This window comes from Bradyrhizobium sp. WSM4873, assembly GCF_055811355.1.
Map to the genome: position 1 here is coordinate 80773 of NZ_JBVVPS010000027.1, position 19784 is coordinate 100556.

Below are 19784 nucleotides of genomic sequence, written 5' to 3' on the forward strand. Positions count from 1 at the left end.
ACCCGCTCGCGGGCCGCAGCGCAGCGGAGGACGTCGTTGTGGCGACTTTCTTGTCTCGCGCGGAATGGGCGAAGCCCAGGGGAAGAAAGTCGCGTCAACGGCGTTGCGGCTCAGACGATCGAGGCGCAGCCGGTCTTCGGCCAGATCAAGCCATCAAAGAGGCCACGTGCTCCGCGTGCTGAACCGCAATCTTAGCGAGAAGACTGGCGAATCTCGGTTGCGCTGAACAAGGGGTTGGTACGGTTCGGCGCAGAAAGAGAAACAATCTGCCGCAAAGGGCGGTATCGTCCCGGAAGGAATGATCGAGCGTGGCGCGCCGCTCCACCGCAGCTATGTGGGCCAGACAGAGATCGGTAGGGCTTGTTAAAGTGCTCCGAGGAGAAGCGCTGTTACTTCTCGCTCAAGCTCGACGACCCCTCGTTCAACGTGGCGCGCTGTGCGGTCTTGCTCGATGATGGCGACGAAGCCTTATCGTTCGTGCGTGGCGGCTGTAAGAGCGGGTTGAGGCATATTCTCCACTACCCCGCCCGACTCCAAGGGGCGGGTCTCCGCGAAAATGGTCAAGCGCGCCCATGCCGTGCAGCCGATGCAAACCGCACCTCCGCAAGCGAAGGCCTCGCGCCAAGCCAGCGAAGGCACGCCGACCTGCGAGAGGGCAAACACCACATGATGGCCAGCGATTGCCGCTGGGATCGCGAATGTGGCTGCGATCGCGACGCGCAATGTCAAGGACCGACTGACAGCGACGGCGACCTGACCAGCGGCAAGCGTCAGCGCACCAGAAGCAATTCCGATAAGCAGTGCGCCGAAGACGCCGGCGCCATCGCGAAACGCAAACATCCCGGCACTGAGTGCGACAAAGAACGGCAAGGCATAAATCGCCAGCGCAAAGAACAGCCAGCAGAACAATCCGATGCCAAATGTGTTGAGAACAAGCCCAAGCGCGAGCATGGTGGTGGCTCCATGTGCATGGATTTATCAATCGCGCCTTCCACCACCACCACGGCGCAGTTTTGGATGTAAAAACGAAACGAGGCGGAGTTGCGGCGTGCAACTCCGCCTTGGAATCTTCGAGGCGACGGCGCTCATGCGCCGCCGAACTTCCGGACGGGAATGCCGAGCCGCTTCGCCTTGTCGGCGAGGTTGTCCTGGATTCCAGTGCCCGGGAAATGCATAACGCCGATCGGCAGGAGTTCAAGCATCGCGTCGTTGCGCTTGAATGGCGCTGCCTTGGCGTGCTTGGTCCAATCGGGCTTGAAGGCGATCTGTGGCACCTTGCGATTGGTGGCCCATTTGAAGGCGATCAGTTCGGCGCCTTTCGGGGAGCCGCCATGGAGGAGAACCATGTCGGGGTGCTTGGCATGAACCTTGTCGAGGCGATCCCAGATGAGGTGGTGGTCATTGAAGTCGAGCCCACCGGTGAGTGCGATTTTCGGCCCTGGCGGCAACATGATCTCGGTTTCGGCACGGCGTTTTGCTGCGATGAAGTCGCGGGAGTCGATCATTGCCGCGGTGAGGGTTCGGTGATTGACCAATGATCCCGACCGAGGACGCCAAGCTGAACCGGTGTGGACCTCAAATCGCTCGATGGCCTGGTCACGGAAGAGCTCCAGGCAGTTGCGCCGCTCGATCAGCGTGATGCCTTCGGCCGTCAGGCGCTCGAGTTCCACCGATCGCACCTCCGAGCCGTTCTGCTCGCGCTGACTCTTGCGCTGCGCCTGCTCGTTGTCGTCGAGCTGGCGTTCGACCCGGTCGACGGCACGATGGAACAGGTTGACGGTCGACCAGAGCAGATCGTCAAGGTCCGGCTCAAGCCGCGTGTCGTTCAGGGTCGCAACAAAGGCGTCAAAGATATCCACTACGGCGCCGACGATCATCTTGCGGTCGGGAAGCGGTCTTGGATCGGGCTGGTCGTCGAAGGGGCGATAGCCGAAGAGCTGTAATTCAGTGACGATGTGGTCGGTCGGGGAAGAGGCATGCGGCGGTTCGATGTCGTCATCGTCGGTCATGGAAGAGGTCCTTTGCCGGATCGGCCGCGACCATCGCGGTCTTCGTGGCGATCCTCTGACGGCGGGCGGACCGGGCCAGAACCCGACAGGGCCGAAGCGGCAGCGGAGGATGGCGGAGGCCGGCTATTTTGCTTCGCGATGCAAAGCGCGCGGCCAACTGCATGATGTGTCTTCACATCGCTGGCGCGCGGCGGAAAATAGCCGGGCGCAGCCTTGCCGGCCCGGGCCGGCTGCCGTCCGATCGCCCTCTAGAAGGCCGAGATCGCGTCCTCTTTCGGTATTGGCCTCGCCTATGACCGGCCCATCAACGTCGATCAAAGACCGGGAGCTATTCCGCGGCCACGATCGACGAATGCAGGAAGCGAACGACATCCTCTGGCGCAAGCTGAAACCGCAGCGCTGCTCGGAGTGCTTCGAGACCGAAGACATGCAGATCTTCGTTGAAGTCGCCCAGCCGGGGCGACAGCACGACCACTTCAACGCCGGCGTCTGCTGCGCGCTGGCTGAGAGTTGCCACCACCGCACCACCGGCGGCATCGGCATCCCGCGCAATGTAGAGCCGGCGCAGGCTAGACGCCAGCGTCATGGCGGAGAGGTGATTAGCCGAAAGCGCGGCCGCCATCGGCATAGTCGGCAGCAGGTAGCGTAGCGAAAGCATGGTCTCGATACCCTCGCCGGCAGCGAGCACGTCATCCACCACGCCGAACCGAACGGCGTTGCCGAGCAGATCGCCCATCGCGCGCCGTGGAGTATCGATCGGAGCCTTGCCGAGCCGCACGCGATCAAAGCCGTCCGGATCGAGCCAGGTCCGGTGCACGCCGGTGATCCGACCATCGAGATTCGTGACGCCGGCGATCATTGCCGGCCAGGTTTCAGTCGGCAAATTGTCGTCGGGCCGATAGTAGCAGCGTGGGTGGGAGCGCAGACTGCCACCATGGTGGATGCGGGCTATTCCGCGACGCTGTAAGTACCTCTCCGCTACCGTCCCTTCAACCGGGCTGGACATCGCAAAGAGCCGACGAGCCGCCTCTTGTGATCCGGTCGGCGCTGGCGAACGAACCGGTTTCGAGGCCGGTTGCTTCTCAGAACGAGGAAGCTTGAGAAAGCGCCTCGCCTCCTCGACGACCTCTCGAAAGTCTCGCAAGGCCCGACTTTCGCGGATGACGTCGAGGAGATCACCATGTTCGCCGGTTGCGGCATCGGTCCACTTGCCCGCCGGCCCCCTTGGCGATTCCTGGAGCCGCACAAATAGTGAGCGGCCCGGGGTGTTGTGGACGTCGCCGACAACCCAGTAACGTCCCGCCCGCTTGCCATTGGAGAGATAGTGTCGGCACACCGCCTCGGCCTCGCGCGCGAGGCGGCCTGCCAGTTCGGAAGCATCGCGGGACATCACGCGGCCTCCCGCTCGCTGACGCGCGCAACCGGATAGCTGTCGAGCACCTTCGCCAGGATCTCGACGCCGCTTGCGTCCGTCGGTACGAACATGCGCAGCTTCCAAGAGATGATCTCCCCAAAGAGGCCGTAGGCCCGCAAGCGATCACGCATCGTGTCGTTGAAGCCCGACAGCTCGATACGGTGTGCGCCCATCACCCGGACTCGGCGAAGCTGGAGTCCCTCCGCAAGCTCAAGGACGGTCCGCCCTTCCACGAGCGCGGCAAAGGCTGCGTCCGGCGTCAACGCCGGCGCGTCTGCCGCAAGGACGTTCGCGACCCAAGTCGCCGAGACCTTGCGGCCGATGATCCGCTCGCCCGCGTCTGTCTGCAGCCGATAGACCCGGGTCGATTCGTTCGGCAGCCGCTTCCAGATAGGGAGCAGCAAGCCGGCCACGACGTGGATCGTGCTTTCCGTGAACTCGGGGACGTCCGCAAGCTCCGCCAGCCAGGCTGCCGCAAAACGTTCACGATCCGCTTCGACCCAATGGCTCTCTGCCATCATGTTCAAGCAGACGCTGTGCTGCTCCATCGGCCGGATCAGGCGGACGCGCCGCTCGATCTCGCCGTCGTCAAGCATGAAGCTCGGAGCCGGCAGCTGCACGGCGGCTCGTCCCGAGCGCTCATTGATCAGCAGGACAGCACGAAGATCGGAAAGACGACCGAGAGCGTCATCCAGGCTCACAGGACGATTGCGCCCGCGCTGGGTGACCGTGAGAAGCCGGGTTTCGGCGCCAGTGCTGGGATGAACGTAAATCGTGCGCCGGTCGGTGATAACAAAGCTCTCGGCGCGGAGCGTTTCCAGCCCGAGGTCATAGCTGCCCGAGGCAACTGCGCCTTCGATCCGAGCCGTCAAGAGCTGCTCGAAGACGGTGAACAGGATGTTCTGAAGCTCGATCGCGAGCGCAAGCAACCTGTTCAAGAAGGTCGTGATCGGCGGCAGGTCGTCCCTGAGCCCATTGGCATCGGTCAGCGTCAGCCCGGTTGCATCCTCAAACCTCTCCAGCGAGCAGCCCTCGACCTTGCCGCGCGCCAGCAGCGTGTAGAGCTGGCGCAACGCGTCGCGGCCGTACTGGCTTTCGAGATTGTCCTCGGGCCGAAACAGGCCCTGCCCCCCGGTCTGGCGCTGGCCGCGCGTGATCGCGCCCAACGTGTCGAGCCGGCGCGCAATGGTGCTGAGAAAACGCTTTTCGGCCTTCACATCTGTGGCAATGGGACGAAACAGCGGCGGCTGCGCCTGGTTGGTCCGGTTGGTGCGGCCGAGGCCCTGGATCGCGGCGTCGGCCTTCCAGCCGGGCTCGAGCAGGTAATGGACGCGGAGGCGACGATTCCGCGCCGACAGCTCGGCATGGTAGCTCCTCCCCGTGCCACCGGCGTCGGAGAACACGAGGATCCGCTTGATGTCATCCATGAAGGCCGAGGTCTCGGTGAGGTTGGCCGAACCGGCCCGGTTTTCGACGACCAGCCGGTCGCCCCTGCGAATGATGCGGCGCGAGCGGCCGGTCACCTCCGCGACCATATCGGTGCCGAAGCGCTGGACGACCTGGTCCAGCGCACCCGGTACCGGCGGCAACGAGGCGAGCTTCTCGATGAGGCGGTCGCGGCGAGCGACGGCGTCCCGGCTCTCGATCGGTTGGCCGTCGCGATAGACAGGCCGGGAGCAGAGATTGCCCTCCGAATCCGTGAACGGCTCGTAGAGCTGGACCGGGAAGGAATGGGCGAGATAGTCGAGGACATACTCGCGTGGGGTAATATCAACCCGAACGTCGCCCCACTCCTCGGTCGGCATCTCGGCGAGCCGACGCTCCATCAGCGCTTCGCCGGTCGAGACAATCTGGATGACGGCGGCATGGCCGGCGTCGAGATCGCACTCGATCGAGCGGATCAGCGACGGCGTCTTCATTGAGGTCAGGAGGTGACCAAAGAAGCGCTGTTTGGCGCTCTCGAAAGCCGATCGCGCGGCCGATTTGGCCTGGCCGTTCAGCGTACCGGTCTCGCCCGTGATGTTGACGGCCCGCATTGCCGCGTCGAGGTTGTTATGGATGACGCTGAACGCGCCGGCGTACGCGTCGTAGATCCGAATCTGCTCGGGCGTGAGCTGGTGCTCGACGAGCTCGTACGCGACGCCCTCGTAAGAGAGCGAGCGGGCGGCATAGAGGCCGAGCGCCTTGAGGTCGCGCGCCAGCACCTCCATCGCCGCCACGCCACCCTCCTCGATCGCCTCGACGAACTCGGCGCGGGTCGCAAACGGGAAGTCGTCGCCGCCCCACAAGCCCAACCGCTGGGCGTAGGCGAGGTTGTGCACGGTGGTCGCGCCGGTTGCGGAGACATAGACGACGCGGGCATTCGGCAAGGCGTGCTGGAGCCGTAGGCCCGCACGCCCCTGCTGGGAGGCCGCCTGGTCTCCGCGCTCGCCCTTCTGGCCTGCCGCGTTCTGCATCGCGTGGCTCTCGTCGAAGACGATCACTCCCTCGAAGTCGGAGCCCAACCATTCGGCGATCTGCCGCACGCGCGAAAGCTTGTCGCCGCGCTCGTCGGTGCGCAGCGTAGCGTAGGTGGTGAATAGGACGCCTTCAGAAAGCCGGATCGGCATGCCCTGACGAAACCGCGATAGCGGCGTCACGAGCAGCCGCTCCATGTCGAGCGCGGACCAGTCGCGCTGCGCATCTTCGATCAGCTTGTCGGATTTGCTGATCCAGACCGCGCGGCGGTGGCCCTTGAGCCAATTGTCGACAAGGATGCCGGCGACCTGCGGCCCCTTGCCCGCACCGGTGCCGTCACCCAAGAACCAGCCGCGGCGAAAGCGGACGGCATTTTCTGCATCGTCGCGCGCGGCCGCCACAACATCAAAGGTCGCATCCACCGTCCAGGAGCCCGCAAGAAACTCGGAGTGCGCCTCGCCGGCATAGATGACGCTCTCAAGCTGGGCGTCCGACAGAGTGCCATTCGCCACGAGATTGGCCGGCAGATGGGGCCGGTAAGACGGCCTCGGCGGCGCGACCGAGGCCATCGCGGCGGACTGCACGAGTTTGGTGGGGTGCGCATGCGCGTCCGGAATGCGGATCGCCTGCAGCGCGTATTCCTCATAAAGCGCGTCGGTGAGCCGGGCGCCTTCCGGAGGCGTCCACTCGACCGTCTCGTAGGTGAGTTCGACGCCCTCTGCCCCACCATCTTGCGAAGTGGAAGGCGGTGGCGCAAAGGCGCCGACCGGCCGCGGCGTCGCGGGGCGCCTGATCGCATCGACCATGACGGGGGTGGCAACAGGCAGCCTCGGAGGCACATGCTGGGTCACCCAGTCAAGCAAGGTAGCGACATCGCCCGGCATGCCGGGCGAGGCTGGAAAGAATTTCGGCTCTGCGGCGGGCTGCTTGTCGATCACCAGCAGCCGTGTGCCGGTCTGCGTTCCGTGTTTCGCGTAGACCACGCCATGGATTGCGGCAGAAAACACGACCCGCCCGCGTTGCTGGAGGCGAACGAAAGCATCTCGCCACGCCGGATTATCCGGCGCAAGGCTCGCGCCGGTAATGGCAACCAGACGCCCACCGTCGCAAAGACGCGCCAAGGCCGAAGTGGCGTGCCGGAAAGCCGCGTCCGCCATTCGTCGATCGACACTCACCAATGCCGAGAACGGCGGGTTCATCAAGACGACGCTCGGGACGACAGCGGCGTCGAGATGATCATCGATCTGGGCGGCGTCTAACCGCGTAACCTTGACGTTGGAAAACAATTGGTCGAGCAATTCTGCGCGGCTCTCGGCCAGCTCGTTCAATACCAAGCCGCCGCCGGCGAGTTCGGCAAAGATGGCGAGCAAGCCGGTCCCCGCGGACGGCTCCAGAACCCAGTCGGACGGCGTGATGCCGGCCGCGGTGCATGCGGCAAGCCCAAGTGGGATCGGCGTCGAGAATTGTTGAAAGGCCTGGCTGTCCTCGGAGCGCCGTGTTTGGGTCGGCAGACAGCGCGCGATTTTCGCGAGCATCGGCAGCATCGCGGCCGTTGAGCCAGCCTTGGTCCGGATAGCCGGGCCGAACTTGCGAAGGAACAGAACGGTTGCCGCCTCGCAGACATCATAGGCGGTCTTCCAGTTCCAGACGCCAGTGGCGTCGGAAGCGCCGAAGGCAGCTTCCATGGCGTTACGCAGCACAGCGGCATCAATGCGACGGCCGCGCTCGAGATCAATCACGAGCTGTCGCGCGGCCTTGACGGCGGCGGAGGTGAGAGTTGCAGCGGCGCGCATCGAGAGCGGCGCGGCGGCAGCGCCGCCGGCGAGAGATTGGGTCATGACAGGATTTCTTTCGGAGAGCAGGAAACGGGTCGAACCATCCGGCGCTCTCCTTAAAACCCGACGGCTCAAACCCTTGCCGGCCCGGCTCTCCCTTTCAGTCCTCGCCCATAAAAATGGGGACCGGCGCGGCACACCAGTCCCCAAGCAATTGTCGGACGGCCACAGCCATCCCGTTCTAGATGTCACTCAGCCGCATCGAGCTGTTGCGGATCATCGTCGCTCGCGTTGTCCTGATCCTCGTCCTCGCCGAGGAATTCGGGCAGCGGGCCCGCTTCACTCTCCTGCTCCACTGACGCCGCATTGGGATCGACGAGACGCAGCGGCTCCGGCAACCAGCCCGAACCATCGAGCAGACGCTCAGCCTCCTTGGCCATGTCCGCCTTCTTCAGGTGGTCGATCAATTGTGCGGACGATTCACCCTTGGCTTCCCGCACTGCCTCCAAAATGCGAGGCTTGGTGACCCGACCGAGATAGTTGTCGACGGAGGGCTTCCAGCCCGCACGAACCATGTCGAGGTCGACAGCGCGTGCCAGCACATCAGCCTGGCCGAGCCGGGAGCCGACGCCGTGGGCGGAGACGCGACCCTGATTGTAGCGGTTAGCCGGCTCATAGACGGCGTTGACCGCAAACGAGGCGCAGTGCGCGAACAGGGATGCCTGCGCACCGCCATCGAGGGCCGTGAGCGCATTCCAAAGATCGTTCTCGCTGTCCGGCAATCTTGCTTTCCAGGACTCATGCCGCGCCTCAACGGCATTCGCGGACGCGCTTTCCCTCAAGCCAGGCGCTTGAGCCGGAAAGGCCGGCGTCCGAAGGCCGATCTCAAGGCAGCTTCCAGACGACGCGAACCGGTAAAAGGCCGTCAGCACGAAGTTGTGCAGCACCGCCTGGAACGCAATCGCAGGATTTTCCGCCAGCGCATCCCGCAACGCCAGCGTGCGATGCGCCGTCAGCTCGGTGATGAGCCGATCCGGCAGAGGTTTCGTCGTGTCCTCATCATCTTCTTCCGCGTCAGCAGCGCCACCCGCGACCGCGATGACCGTGCGTTGGACGGAAGTACCAGCCGCCTTCCCCTCGATCGACTGGGTGTCGTCGGCATGTCCGACCTCAGGATCGTTTGCCGACAAATCGTCCCCCGGCCGGACGTAACCCCGATCCACCGAGAGGCGCCCTTCGGAATCGATGCTGATGAAGACACCGGCGCGGGCGATCTCGGCCGGATCGTAAATCATCGGCCGGTCTTCGAACGCCATCAGTGCCGTCTCGATTTCGCCGAGACGCTGATCGACCTCATCGGGCAACTCGTCGGCATCCTGATAATCGGATTCAAGCCTGGCTTGCTCGGCGTTGAGCGCGTCGATGGTGGCCTGTTCCTCCTGGGAAAGGTCCACCAGTTTGCCCTCGATTTCGCGTAGGCCCTCCGTGTGGCCGTAGGGGAACTCGACGGCGACCGAAATCCACTTCCACCCTTCGGCCGCAATCGTCTCGGCTTCGGCCTTGAGCTTTTCTGTCACGAGACGGTCGAGCAAGGCGATATCCTGGAGCCAGCCGCCATCATCGTGCTCGAACAGATCCCGCAAAACGCCGCCACCAGCCTGCGCGTAAGCGTCGAGCCCAATGAACTGAACGCGGCGATCGGACGCGCGCACGGTATGTTCCGTGAGCATTCGCCGGATCTGATAGGGCTCATCATAGCCGGATCGGCTGACGTTCTCCCAGAGCTGCTCCTGCCTGGCGTGGTCGGCTGTGACAGAGAAAGCCGTGAGTTGCTCGAGTGTCATGCCGTCTTCGGCATAGACGTCGTGGAGTTTTGGCGACACCGACGCCAGCCGAAGTCGTTGCTTCACGACGGCCGGTGTCACGAAATGTCGGGCAGCGATATCCTCCTCGGATAGGCCGGCGCCACTCAAGGTCTTGAAGGCTCGGAACTGATCGAGCGGATGAAGCCCTACCCGCTCGTCATTCTCGGCAAGCGAATCGTCTTCAGCGATGCCCCCCTGCGCACGACACAAGGAACGGCCTGGGTCTTTGCCATCCGCTTCTGCTTTACGAGAAGGTCCAGCGCCCGATAACGCCTGCCGCCTGCCGGCACCTCGAACATGCCGGTCTCATTGCCTTCGGCATCCACAACCGCCCGCACGTTGAGACTTTGCAGCAGCGTACGCTGCGCGATGCTTTCAGCGAGCTGCTCGATGGAAATGCCCGCCTTCACATGCCGGACATTGGACTGGCTCAGCACCAGCTTGTTGAACGGAATATCGCGTGAGGGCGAAAGCGTGATCTTTTGGACAGCCTTGGTCATATCGATTCTCCACGACGGCGGCCGGGAGCCTCTCTCTCGGCCTCCAACCCGTCGCGAAAACCGCCGCTGCCCTCTCACTCTCGTGCTCGCGGTTGACGGAGGAGAACCTCACGCCGCTTCCTGATTCGCTCTCTCCGTGGTGATGTCGACAACCACTTCCGGCAGGAAGCCAAGGAGATAGTCCGCAACCTTGCTGGCCTGCGAAGCAGCTCGCACGATCGCACGATTATCCTCTCGCAGGACCTCCAACCAGGAGCCAATATAATCGGCGTGCCGCACCGTGGGCACGATACCAAGCGACGCGCAACCGAACGCAGAGGAGATTTCAGCAACCAACTCCTCAAAGGCATACTTCTTGGTACCAAAGCTGCCCGACAAGTCGCGGTTGAGGCGTGACGGATGGCCGCTGGCATGCGCCTTATGCCGATATCGGCATAACGTGCATAATGCCGCGATCCAGATTATGCCGCATGGCCTCTGTTGGAGGCTGGATATCCCGGTGTTGGCCATGCGGCTGTTCGGCATAATCAGAGCCCTTCAAGGAACGCGAGCAGTTTGTCGTCCGGCCGGAACCGACCCGGCGGCGCGGATGGTGCGGCGACGAGAGCGAGCGCCTTTTCCTTCATCCGCATATCGGCGTGGATGTAGATCTGGGTGGTCTCGACGTTCTCGTGACCAAGCCAGAGCGCGATCACCGCAGGATCGACGCCATGATGGAGCAGGTCCATCGCCGTGCTGTGGCGCAGCGTATGCGGTGTGACCCGCTTGGTGCCGATGCTCGGGCACGCGCGCGACGCCGTGAGGCAGTGCTTGCGGACCAGATGCTCAAGAGCGTCACGGCTCAGCCGTTCGCCCCGGATCGACGGGAACAGCGGCTTGCTCTGGTCTTTGTCGTTGCCGATCCACGTCGCCAGCAGCTTGGCTGTCTCGCGGCGAAGTGGGGTGGCGCGCTCCTTGCGGCCCTTGCCCATGCAACGGATGTGAGCGCCGGTTCCAAGCGCGACATCGCCCCGGGTAAGGCCGACCAGTTCGGAAGCTCGCAGGCCTGTCTGGATTGCGAGCAACAGCAGAGCATGATCGCGCCGGCCCGCCCATGTGGTGCGATCCGGAGCCGCCAGCAACGCCGCCATCTCTTCGGCATCGAGGAACGTAACTGCACGCTTCACATAGCGCTTGTTGGGCATGGCCAGGATACGCTGGCAGTGTAGTAGCCAGGTCGGATCGGTCATCGCGACGAAGCGGAAGAACGATCGGATCGCCGCGAGCCGGGTGTTGCGGCTGCGGGCGCTATTGCCCCGCGTGGTCTCGGTATGGGCGAGGAAGTCCGCGACCAGATCGGCGTCGATATCTTCGACCGTCAGGTTGACTGGCGGCTTGTTGCGGCGAGTGCTCGCGTACCTGAGCAGTAGCCGGAACGTATCGCGATAGCCAGCGACCGTATGTCGGCTCGCCTCCAGTTGCGTGCAAAGCCGCTCGGTGAAGAAGCGCTGGATCAGCGCAGGTAAGGCGATGGTGCTCATTGTGCCATCTCCCCGCCGCTCGCGGTGGCGCGGCCCATCGCTAGATCGAGCAGCTCCGGGACCGCCTCCAGATACCAATATGTTCCAGAAGGGTTGCTATGACCCAGATAGGTCGTCAGCCGGATCATCTCGCGCGCCGGGTCCTTGCCAGTCCGGTACCAGTTGATCATCGTACGCACGGCGAAGGTGTGGCGCAGGTCGTGGATGCGCGGTCCCCGGCCGTGCCGCTGGTACTGCTGCTCGGATCGCAATCCGATCTGCTGGCATGCTTGCGCAAAGTTGTAGCGGGCCCCACAGTCGGTGAGCCGAGTCGCCTTGTCAGTTATGAACATCGGCTTCGCCGGATGACCGATCAACCGGTCGCGTTTGACGCGATAGTCTAGCAGTCGCTCGACGGCGCTGGGGTCGAGCGGCAGCAGTCGCTCCTTACCGTTCTTACCTTGTCGGACGCGTAACGCACCATTATCGGCATCGAGGTCGTCTCCATCGAGCGCGAGCGCCTCGCTGACGCGCAGGCCCGTGATCGCGATGAGTGCGAACAGCGTCGAGCAGGTCAGCCCGCGCAATCCGCAAATCGACGGAAGTGCCATTGCGGCCGCGATGATCGAAGCGACTTCCGCGTCGCTGTAGATATACGGTCGGGAGCGCATCACGGTATTCGGCAACAATCCCCGGGGCGGGGCTTCATGCGCCAGATCGAAGCTACTTAGCCACTGCGCGAAGAGGCGCACGACGGTAAGCCGCGCCGCTCGCGTCCTGCCGTTGGCCTCGTCGAGCGTAGCATGCCAGCGCAGGAACAGCGCCGTGTCGATATGCGTCGCACGCTCGCGGTCGGCAAACCGCGTGAAGCGGCGGAGGATGCGCTCGCTGGTGCTCAGGTCGTAGCCGAGGCTGCGCCGCACGGCCAGATAGCGATCGAGTTGGGAGGTGAGGCTCATTGCGCGCCTCCCACTACGGGCCAGGGCATTGCTATCGATCGCAGCCCATCTATGTCGAGACGGGCATATATCATGGTCGATGTGCGTGAGCGATGCCGCAGCACGTCGCCCACCTCGTCGAGCGATGCACCCGAGTTCACCAACTGGACCGCAAGGCTATGACGCAGCAGGTGCGATCCCACATAGGGCGTCACCGGTTTCTGGCCGGTCGCCTTCAGGGCATCCTTTAGGACGGCGTTGACGATTTGGCCGTCATTGAACGGACGATGTGGCGCGCGATGGGTAACGAACATCATGCGGCAGGACGTGGGGCCGCGCTCCTCGCGCAGATAGCGGCTCAGCGCATCGCCAACCTCCGAGCTGATCGGCACGCGATCGTGGAGTTTGCCCTTGCCACGAACCAAGAGTTCGCCCGCGCGCCAGTCGACGTCGTCCAACCGGATCGCGATGACCTCGGCAGCACGCAAGCCAAGCCGGGCCATGATGAGCAGCATCGCATAGTCCCGAGCCCCGTGCCGCGGGTTGTGGCGCACGCAGGCGAGCACCGCCTCAACGCCCTCGGGCACCAGATGGCGCGGCAGTCGTGCTCCCCAGCGTTTCGCCGTTCTAGGCAGACTCAGAGCTAGATTGGTCGCTGTCGCGCCACTGCCGAACAGATATTGCAGGAAGATACGAACATGCGTCGCTACCGTCTTGTCGCGCCGCGCACTTGCCATTACGTGCTCAAGGAAGCTGATCACGTCGGCGGGCCGCAACCGCCCCGGATCAACCATCGCATCGCCAAAGCGATGATCGAGGAACCGGTTGGCGAACCGCAGCCTGTGATAGATCGTCCGCGGGCTAAGGCCGCGATGCTTGACCAAATAGGTCTCGAAGTCCGCCAGTAGGGCCGCACGCGCTTGCTGCGCCTCGCTCAACGGCACTGGATGCGTCACGCCGATATCGAGGAGATGCTGCGCGAACCGGCGGGCCAACCTATACGGCCATATCGTGCCGGTTTTCTTACGCGGCACCTTGCGTCCCAGATGCTCGGCCATATCGAGCGTCAACGCTGAAGGACCGATGCCCTGGACATCCATCGCGTGACCCACCTTTCGTAGGATCGATAGGTAGGTCTTGACCGTGCCGGCGCTGTAATTCTCCGCCGCAAAACTCGCTGCGAACGAGCCAAGATGCGGCTCGATGCAGGTCTGCAAATATTGAGACATGATCTTCGTGCTCCTTGTTGTTGGAGCGACGAAGATTATGCCGAATGGGATTGGCGGGATCATGCCGCCAACCGGGCCCAGCCGAGCAGATGCGGCATAATCTGGATCGCGGCATTATGTGCCAGCTCGTGCAGGGCCGTTCGATGCCAATTGATCGGTTCGAAATAGGCTTGCGGTGGGGGCACCTGCACATAATCTTCCGCCGGCGCATAGAAGGCGCGGTTGCCGCTGATCCGGAAGTCGATGCCGGTCGCCTTGATCAGAGCATCGACCGTCGGCTCGATCATGCTGGGCGGCGGTGGTGGCGCAGCGGTTACGATGTCCGAAGCCAGCCCGTCGCATTGATCGAGATTGAAAACGGTGAAGCGCTTCAAAAATGGTACAGCTTGTGCCTCTTTGCCGGTCTCGTGTGCGCGGCGCTTTTCGTCGACCGGCACAAAGCGGTCGGCATAGACGAATGTCGTGCCGCGCTCGCCCTTGCGGACATAGCCACCGAGCGACAGCGCTTGGCGGAAGGTAAGCCAGCTCTGCCCAGTAAAACCGTGTTCGGTCACGGCACCCCATAAAATTAAGATGTTTATGCCGCTGTATTGGCGGCCGGACGCGGCGCTCTTCGGCAAGGCCAGTGGCCCCTTCGCCGCCGCGGTGCCCCAAGGCTGCACCCACGGCACTCGGCCAGCCTCCAGTTCGACGATGATCTTGTAGGTGATTTCGTCATAAAGGTTTGCCCGGTCCTCACCGGTGCGCGCCCGAGGATGATGTCTGGACATCGCGGATCTCCGCGACGGGCGCCGCGAGCCTCTCTCGCAGCCTGTAACCCGTCTCGGCAAACCTGCGCGACACTCTGACTCTCGCCTCTACCTGAGAGAATGCGAAATCTGCGACGCAGCCCGCCTTCCATCGGGTGTTCATGGAATTCCGTTGAGCTACCTAGGGCCGCAGGCCCGACCAGGCGTGCGCCAGGGGCGCATCGCCTCAAGGAAAATGGCACCCGGAGAGCGTGAGCATAGCGACCCAAAGGGGCACGCGGGTCCGAGTGCAGCGACGAGACCGGTTAAGAGGGCACCCGGGAACGGGGCAGTGATAGCGATCGCCGCAGGCGAGCCCCTTTTCCGAGTGCCCCCGGCGAGGAGCTCCGTATCCCTTTGCGCGAGGGATTAAAGCCGGATGGCTGAGACGCAACGCGGCTCGGTTCACGAAAGCCCGATGCGGCGGAGCCGCACGCGCGCGAGCGGAAGAACTCCCCCAAAGCTTGAGTCGGAGAACCTAGATTTCCTCGCGCGCATGCGTCTGCGCGTCATAGATCCTGATCCGAAGCATGGGAAAACGCCTCTTCAGTTCTTCGCCACCTGCCCTGGCGCCGTCTCTGGTTGTAAATTCGGTCTTGAGCCGGCCGTCGACTTCAAGCGCGTAACCAGATGCCGGCAATTCGCGGGTGGCTGCAATCATTTCATTCCCGTTGTGCAGTGTGTGATTGGGAATGATGGGTAGCCTGAGGCGCCCAAACCGCGCGAGACTCGATTGCCAAAGGCGGTGATTGGCTATCACACTTGTGGATTGATTGGATGGGGCTGGCCGCTTTCGCCCAAGGCCCGATGCCTTCCACGATGTCGTGATTGAGAAACGTCTTGTCACGTCTCTCCAGAGTCTTGTCCATCGCTGTCAAACGCCATCCGGAACTGCCCCCTTTGCGTCATGAAGAACTGCCCCCCACCATCGGGATTATGATTTCGGTTGAAGGTTGTTTCCGCCGGTGACGGGCCGGAGGGAGGCGGAGCCGACCGGAGGGCCGTCACCGGCGGTCGGCGTCTTGATGAGGCCGCTCTTGCGCTTGGCTCGGAGCCGGTAGCTGTCGCCGCGGATCGTCAGCACGTGGCTGTGGTGCAAGAGCCGGTCGAGGATCGCGGTGGCGACCACGGGATCAGCGAACACGGTGCCCCATTCGGCAACACTGCGGTTCGAGGTGATCAGCATGGCGCCAGTTTCGTAGCGCCGGCTGACCAGTTGGAAGAACAGATGTGCCGCGTCAGGTTCCAGCGGCAGGTAGCCGAGCTCGTCGACGATCAGCAGCTTTGGCTTCGATAGCGCGAGCAGTTTCTCGTCCAGACGCCGTTCGCCATGGGCCTTGGCAAGGCCTGCGACCAGCGTCGTCGCCGTGGTGAACTGCACCGTGTACCCGGCCAGGATCGCCTCTCGCCCCAGCGAGATCGACAAGTGCGTCTTGCCGACTCCGGGTGGCCCGAGCAACAGCACGTTCTCTCCGTTGGCGATCCAACGTGACGCGGCAAGGTCACGGATCTGTTTGGGATCGATCGACGGCTGCGCCTCGAAGTCGAAGCCCGCCAGTTCCTTGACGGCTGGGAAGTGTGCGAGCTTCAGCGCCATCTCGATGCGGCGATGATCCTTGCGTGCGATCTCGCGCTCGCACAGCAGGATCAGCGTCTCACGCGCCGACAGGTTCGCGCGCGCCGCCTCGTCGAGCAGGCTGTCGAGCTGATCGCGGATGCAGGAGAGCTGCAATCGCGCCAGCATGGCATCGAGCGGATCGATCGTTTCTTCCATTATCTTCTTTCCCCACGCCATCAGAAGCCTCCTCCGACCACCGCTTCGTATTCGGCAAGAGAGCGTAACAACGACGGCGGTGGAGACGGATCCAGCACTGCCGCGATCTCCTGGCGGACCGCGCCATTGCGCCCAGCGACACCATCGAGATGGGCGGCGTCGACGATCCGCAGCCGGCGTCCCTCGGACTGCTTGTGCACTGCTACCTGGTGCAATCCATGGCGGATCCGGACTTCGCCGGCCGCGATCGTTACCGCCACGCGCTCGCCAATAAGGCGCCAGGGCACCGAGTAGCTGTTCGTGTCGATTTCGACGGCGCAATCATTGCCGACGACGCGGGTCAGTTCACGCAACGATCCGAACGACGGCTGCCCCCCGAGCGGCTTCAACCGATGTATCTCCTCACGCGCGAAGCGGATGATCGGCGCCTCGCCGGTCGTGCCGTGGATACGAACGTTCGCAACCTCACGCTCCCATCTGTCGAGATGCGCCTCGAATGCTTCCCAACTTGAGAAGGAATGACCGGCGATCGCATTCTTCTTCACGTAGCCGACGCCGTTCTCCGTCTTGCCCTTCGTGCGCGCCCGATATGGCGCGCAGGCGCGAGGACGGAAGCCCCAATGCTTTGCGAAGGCTATAAGCTTGTCGTTGAACTGAACCGACCGGCTCACCGCGTCGTGGCGCACGACAAGCGCGCGTGGATTGTCCATCAGCACTTCCTCCGGCACACCGCTGAAGGTCGTGAATGTGCTCTCGAGCCCGGCGAACCAATGCTCCTGCCTCTCGGCCCGGAACGCACGCACATGGAGCCGTCGCGAGTGCCCGAGCGTCGCCACGAACACGAATGCCTTGACTTTCGCCCCTCCGATCTCGACCAGGCGCTCCCCGAAGTCGATCTGCAGCTGCCGACCCGGTGGCGTCTCAAACCGCGTCGTCGCCAGCGCCTCCGCCTTCAGCGCCTGGCGATAGGGCTGCACGGCGCGTTGCAGCGTCCGCCGGCTGACTGCCACGCCTTTCTCGGCCAACAGGTCTTGGCGCACCACATCGGCATTGCCGCGATGCCGAATGAGCCTCTCGCGCAGCCAGCCCTCAAGGCCGTCGAGCTGCTTCTTCCGCTCAGGCGACTTGAACGGCTTCACACCGCCCGCCGCAACGTAGTCTTTCACAGTGTGATGGCTGCAGCCCAGCTGCCGCGCAATCCGCTTCACACCCCATCCGCACGCCCTCAGGCGCATCATCTCCGCCACGTCATCCGGCGTCTTCATCACCTGCCCCCGTGGATCATTCCACGGCGAGCCTTCAGTGATTCGTTCCCGCTTCATTCACTCTCTCCTCAGCTATTCGAGGAGGGGCAATTCCTCGTGACGCAGAGGGGGCAGTTTTCCACGGCGCGCGACACATCGCTCGCTTTAGTTCCGCTCGGTTGAGCTGCACATGTGCGAATTTAAGGGCAAAGAAGCCGTCACTATTGGCTTGTCCTTGCAGATCATCGCGCATCCAGGTCCAGGCGCGCGCGTCCGCCGAGCGCAGAAACAGGACCCAAGAGGCATAAGCCTCTACCGCATCCTGAGCTGCGATATAGGTCTGCCACCAATGATGGGCGCAGGCTTCACGCCAGCGCAGCCGCGCGGCCTTAGCGCGCAGACCGGCACTATCCGTGCGCATCTCGCCTTCGGGCCAGGCGTTCGGGACAGGTAGCGCATAACCGATGCCTAGCCCGTCCAGGAGGGCACCACGTCGCTGCCGCCAAGTCAGCGACGAGGCACGATCCGCAGCCGCAAGATCGGCGATCCAGGCAGCCTTGCCATTGTACGCCGCCGCCAAGGCGACATCGAAGAGATCTTGATCCGAGTGGCAGAATGGTAGGCTAACAAGTTCATCCCGAAGCGCGGCGACGGGCGCCGAATCGGGAACGCGAAACACGATATGCAGCAACTCGTCTACACCGGCCGGACCAATGTAGCGTGTTGTCACGGTCCTGTGCAGTGCGCGCCACAGCGCGGCACCGCGCGTGGGCTCTTGAATGAGCAGCGCCTCACACAGCGCAAGGAACGCAGTCTCCGCAAGGCGCACGCGTCTACGGAAATCCGTACTGATGTCGTGCGAGCCTTCCAGCCAGCGATCGATCATGTTGGATGCATGCTGGATCACAGGAACCAGATCGACGGCATCAACATTGGTGAGATAGAGGCTCGCTCCTGATTGCCTTGCTTCCTCGATGCGGGCTGTTGCGGTCTCTACCGCACGTTGGTGAGCCTTGATGCGCGCATCGGCATCGAGCGCAGCGCGGATCGCTGCAGGGCTATTTCGGTCTTGGGGATCTGGTCTCAGCTGCACGGAAACGAAGAACGGTGTGAATCTCTTCTCCGTCCGGTCGACCGTGAGTGTCGAGCCCGGGTCCGGTTCCGCGATTTTGTTGGCAGCAAGCACGTGACCGAAGATCTCGGCGGCAAGCCGACGCAACCAATGCTCGGGATCGCGTGTGCCGGTAAGCTCACAGAGCCGCTCGGCCAAAAAACGCCTGATGGGATCCCGGTCAGACCGGCGAGCGCGGAAGAGGGAACGGTGAGGATAATCGGCTGTTCGCGCATCCGGTCAGTCAGCCAATCGAGCGCGGCCCAGGTCTTCCCGACACCGTGCCACCCGACGATCGCCGCCGGCGCGTCGTTAACGGCAGCACCCCTCCACCAGGCATCCAGCGCAGCATGAACCCGTTGGCGCCGCACCCTCTTGGACTGAGCCCCTCCCGCCGCATCCTGCCCCAGTTCGGCATTCGAAAGGCGATGCGAGGTCCAGATGCCCTGCAGTTTGCGGTGCGATTCGGATCGCAGGCTTTCGAAGCCAAGGCACCAAACCTGCAGATTGCGCCGCAGGTTGGCGATTGCCTCGCCCATGGCAGGTTGTAAGCTGCGTGCATGATTGCCAGCGTCTTGCGAGAACTCGGCTTGCACGAGATCGGGGCCAAATGCGCACAAGGCAGCGAGCGGCGCAGGCTCATGTTCCTTCCAGCCGATGACGACAACGGGAATGCCGAGCCGTTCGCCCTTTTGCACCAGGTCCTGGGCGAGCTGCTCGGGAACGCTGCGCGTGGCAATCAGGACCCATGCTTCCAGCGCCTCGTCGCGTGCCAGCGCATGGTCGATTTCGCCGAGGAGTTCGCGATCGCTCAGGCTGGTGTCGTCGCCATATTTCTTGCACTCCAGGCGGAACCGGCGATCCTGCTGGCCGACCGCACCCGCGTCGCCACCGTGTTGAAAACCTGACTTGGCCACCGCAATCGAAATGCCCAGCAGCCGGCCCACAAGTCCGGCCGCGAGATTTTCCAGCTTGTGGGCGTTCCTCTCGGCCTGAAGCGCAGATTTCAATTGGCTCTGACGGGAAAGCTCTTCGGGGGTGAGAGGCATGAGTGATCGGTTGCAACGAATGGGACTTGCGAGACGGGTACTTGGAATCCTGCCCAGTCGTCCGTGAACAAGGCTCTAAGCGATTGAGCAGGAGTCAGTTTTCCGGTTGCGGCGGCATTTGAGATTGCAGGG

11 protein-coding genes and 3 pseudogenes are annotated in these 19784 nt (G+C 63.3%); all 14 read right to left on the reverse strand.

All coding sequences use genetic code 11. The features are described from left to right. Positions 1–468: 468 nt before the first annotated feature. The 14 genes and pseudogenes from AC0L21_RS28795 to AC0L21_RS28860 all read right to left on the reverse strand — a co-directional run bounded on the left by AC0L21_RS28795 (position 469) and on the right by AC0L21_RS28860 (position 18711). Entirely contained in the window at positions 469–951 is a 483-nt protein-coding gene (locus AC0L21_RS28795; protein WP_473265040.1) for a hypothetical protein, read from the reverse strand. Positions 952–1085: 134 nt separating this feature from the next. Continuing rightward, positions 1086–2009: a DUF2493 domain-containing protein gene (locus tag AC0L21_RS28800; protein ID WP_473265041.1), complete on the reverse strand. Its 924-nt coding sequence runs from the start codon at positions 2007–2009 to the stop codon at positions 1086–1088. Between the two features lie 328 nt (positions 2010–2337). After that, the gene (locus tag AC0L21_RS28805; RefSeq protein ID WP_473265042.1) at positions 2338–3399 is read right to left on the reverse strand and encodes a DUF7146 domain-containing protein; all 1062 of its coding nucleotides are present in this window, start codon (positions 3397–3399) and stop codon (positions 2338–2340) included. Next, complete coding sequence (locus AC0L21_RS28810; RefSeq protein WP_473265043.1) at positions 3399–7718, reverse strand: strawberry notch-like NTP hydrolase domain-containing protein; 4320 nt, start codon at positions 7716–7718, stop codon at positions 3399–3401. Before AC0L21_RS28810 ends, AC0L21_RS28805 begins: the two co-directional genes overlap by 1 nt. A 185-nt stretch (positions 7719–7903) precedes the next feature. After that, positions 7904–10020 (reverse strand): annotated as a pseudogene (locus AC0L21_RS28815) (ParB/RepB/Spo0J family partition protein). 108 nt (positions 10021–10128) lie between these two features. Next, positions 10129–10437, reverse strand: a pseudogene (locus AC0L21_RS28820) (zincin-like metallopeptidase domain-containing protein); the annotation flags it as partial. Positions 10438–10547: 110 nt separating this feature from the next. Further along, positions 10548–11540, reverse strand: a complete 993-nt coding sequence (locus AC0L21_RS28825) for a tyrosine-type recombinase/integrase (RefSeq protein WP_247297730.1) — start codon at positions 11538–11540, stop codon at positions 10548–10550. After that, positions 11537–12478 (reverse strand): tyrosine-type recombinase/integrase, encoded by a 942-nt coding sequence (locus AC0L21_RS28830; RefSeq protein ID WP_247297731.1) that lies wholly within the window; start codon positions 12476–12478, stop codon positions 11537–11539. The genes AC0L21_RS28825 and AC0L21_RS28830 overlap by 4 nt, the downstream gene beginning before the upstream one ends. Then, complete coding sequence (locus tag AC0L21_RS28835) at positions 12475–13686, reverse strand: tyrosine-type recombinase/integrase (RefSeq protein ID WP_473265044.1); 1212 nt, start codon at positions 13684–13686, stop codon at positions 12475–12477. Before AC0L21_RS28835 ends, AC0L21_RS28830 begins: the two co-directional genes overlap by 4 nt. Before the next feature lie 116 nt (positions 13687–13802). Next, positions 13803–14456, reverse strand: a pseudogene (locus AC0L21_RS28840) (ArdC family protein); the annotation flags it as partial. 496 nt (positions 14457–14952) lie between these two features. Then, positions 14953–15135, reverse strand: coding sequence for a hypothetical protein (locus AC0L21_RS28845; protein ID WP_438746007.1), 183 nt, complete (start codon positions 15133–15135; stop codon positions 14953–14955). Between the two features lie 273 nt (positions 15136–15408). Then, positions 15409–16248 carry an IS21-like element helper ATPase IstB gene (gene istB, locus AC0L21_RS28850; protein WP_247337631.1) on the reverse strand — a complete coding sequence of 280 codons (840 nt, stop codon included), beginning with the start codon at positions 16246–16248 and terminating at the stop codon, positions 15409–15411. Between the two features lie 20 nt (positions 16249–16268). After that, positions 16269–17570, reverse strand: a complete 1302-nt coding sequence (gene istA / locus AC0L21_RS28855; protein WP_247337632.1) for an IS21 family transposase — start codon at positions 17568–17570, stop codon at positions 16269–16271. Further along, a complete protein-coding gene (locus AC0L21_RS28860; protein WP_473265045.1) occupies positions 17548–18711 on the reverse strand; it encodes a hypothetical protein in 1164 nt (387 codons plus the stop codon). Before AC0L21_RS28860 ends, istA begins: the two co-directional genes overlap by 23 nt. Positions 18712–19784: the final 1073 nt, after the last annotated feature.

What these genes read in the sequence shown, in the direction of transcription:
- AC0L21_RS28795 (WP_473265040.1), bottom strand. Translation starts at nt 951, where the DNA reads ATGCTCGCGCTTGGGCTTGTTCTCAACACATTTGGCATCGGATTGTTC.
- AC0L21_RS28800 (WP_473265041.1), bottom strand. Translation starts at nt 2,009, where the DNA reads ATGACCGACGATGACGACATCGAACCGCCGCATGCCTCTTCCCCGACC.
- AC0L21_RS28805 (WP_473265042.1), bottom strand. Translation starts at nt 3,399, where the DNA reads ATGTCCCGCGATGCTTCCGAACTGGCAGGCCGCCTCGCGCGCGAGGCC.
- AC0L21_RS28810 (WP_473265043.1), bottom strand. Translation starts at nt 7,718, where the DNA reads ATGACCCAATCTCTCGCCGGCGGCGCTGCCGCCGCGCCGCTCTCGATG.
- AC0L21_RS28825 (WP_247297730.1), bottom strand. Translation starts at nt 11,540, where the DNA reads ATGAGCACCATCGCCTTACCTGCGCTGATCCAGCGCTTCTTCACCGAG.
- AC0L21_RS28830 (WP_247297731.1), bottom strand. Translation starts at nt 12,478, where the DNA reads ATGAGCCTCACCTCCCAACTCGATCGCTATCTGGCCGTGCGGCGCAGC.
- AC0L21_RS28835 (WP_473265044.1), bottom strand. Translation starts at nt 13,686, where the DNA reads ATGTCTCAATATTTGCAGACCTGCATCGAGCCGCATCTTGGCTCGTTC.
- AC0L21_RS28845 (WP_438746007.1), bottom strand. Translation starts at nt 15,135, where the DNA reads ATGATTGCAGCCACCCGCGAATTGCCGGCATCTGGTTACGCGCTTGAA.
- istB (WP_247337631.1), bottom strand. Translation starts at nt 16,248, where the DNA reads ATGGAAGAAACGATCGATCCGCTCGATGCCATGCTGGCGCGATTGCAG.
- istA (WP_247337632.1), bottom strand. Translation starts at nt 17,570, where the DNA reads ATGAAGCGGGAACGAATCACTGAAGGCTCGCCGTGGAATGATCCACGG.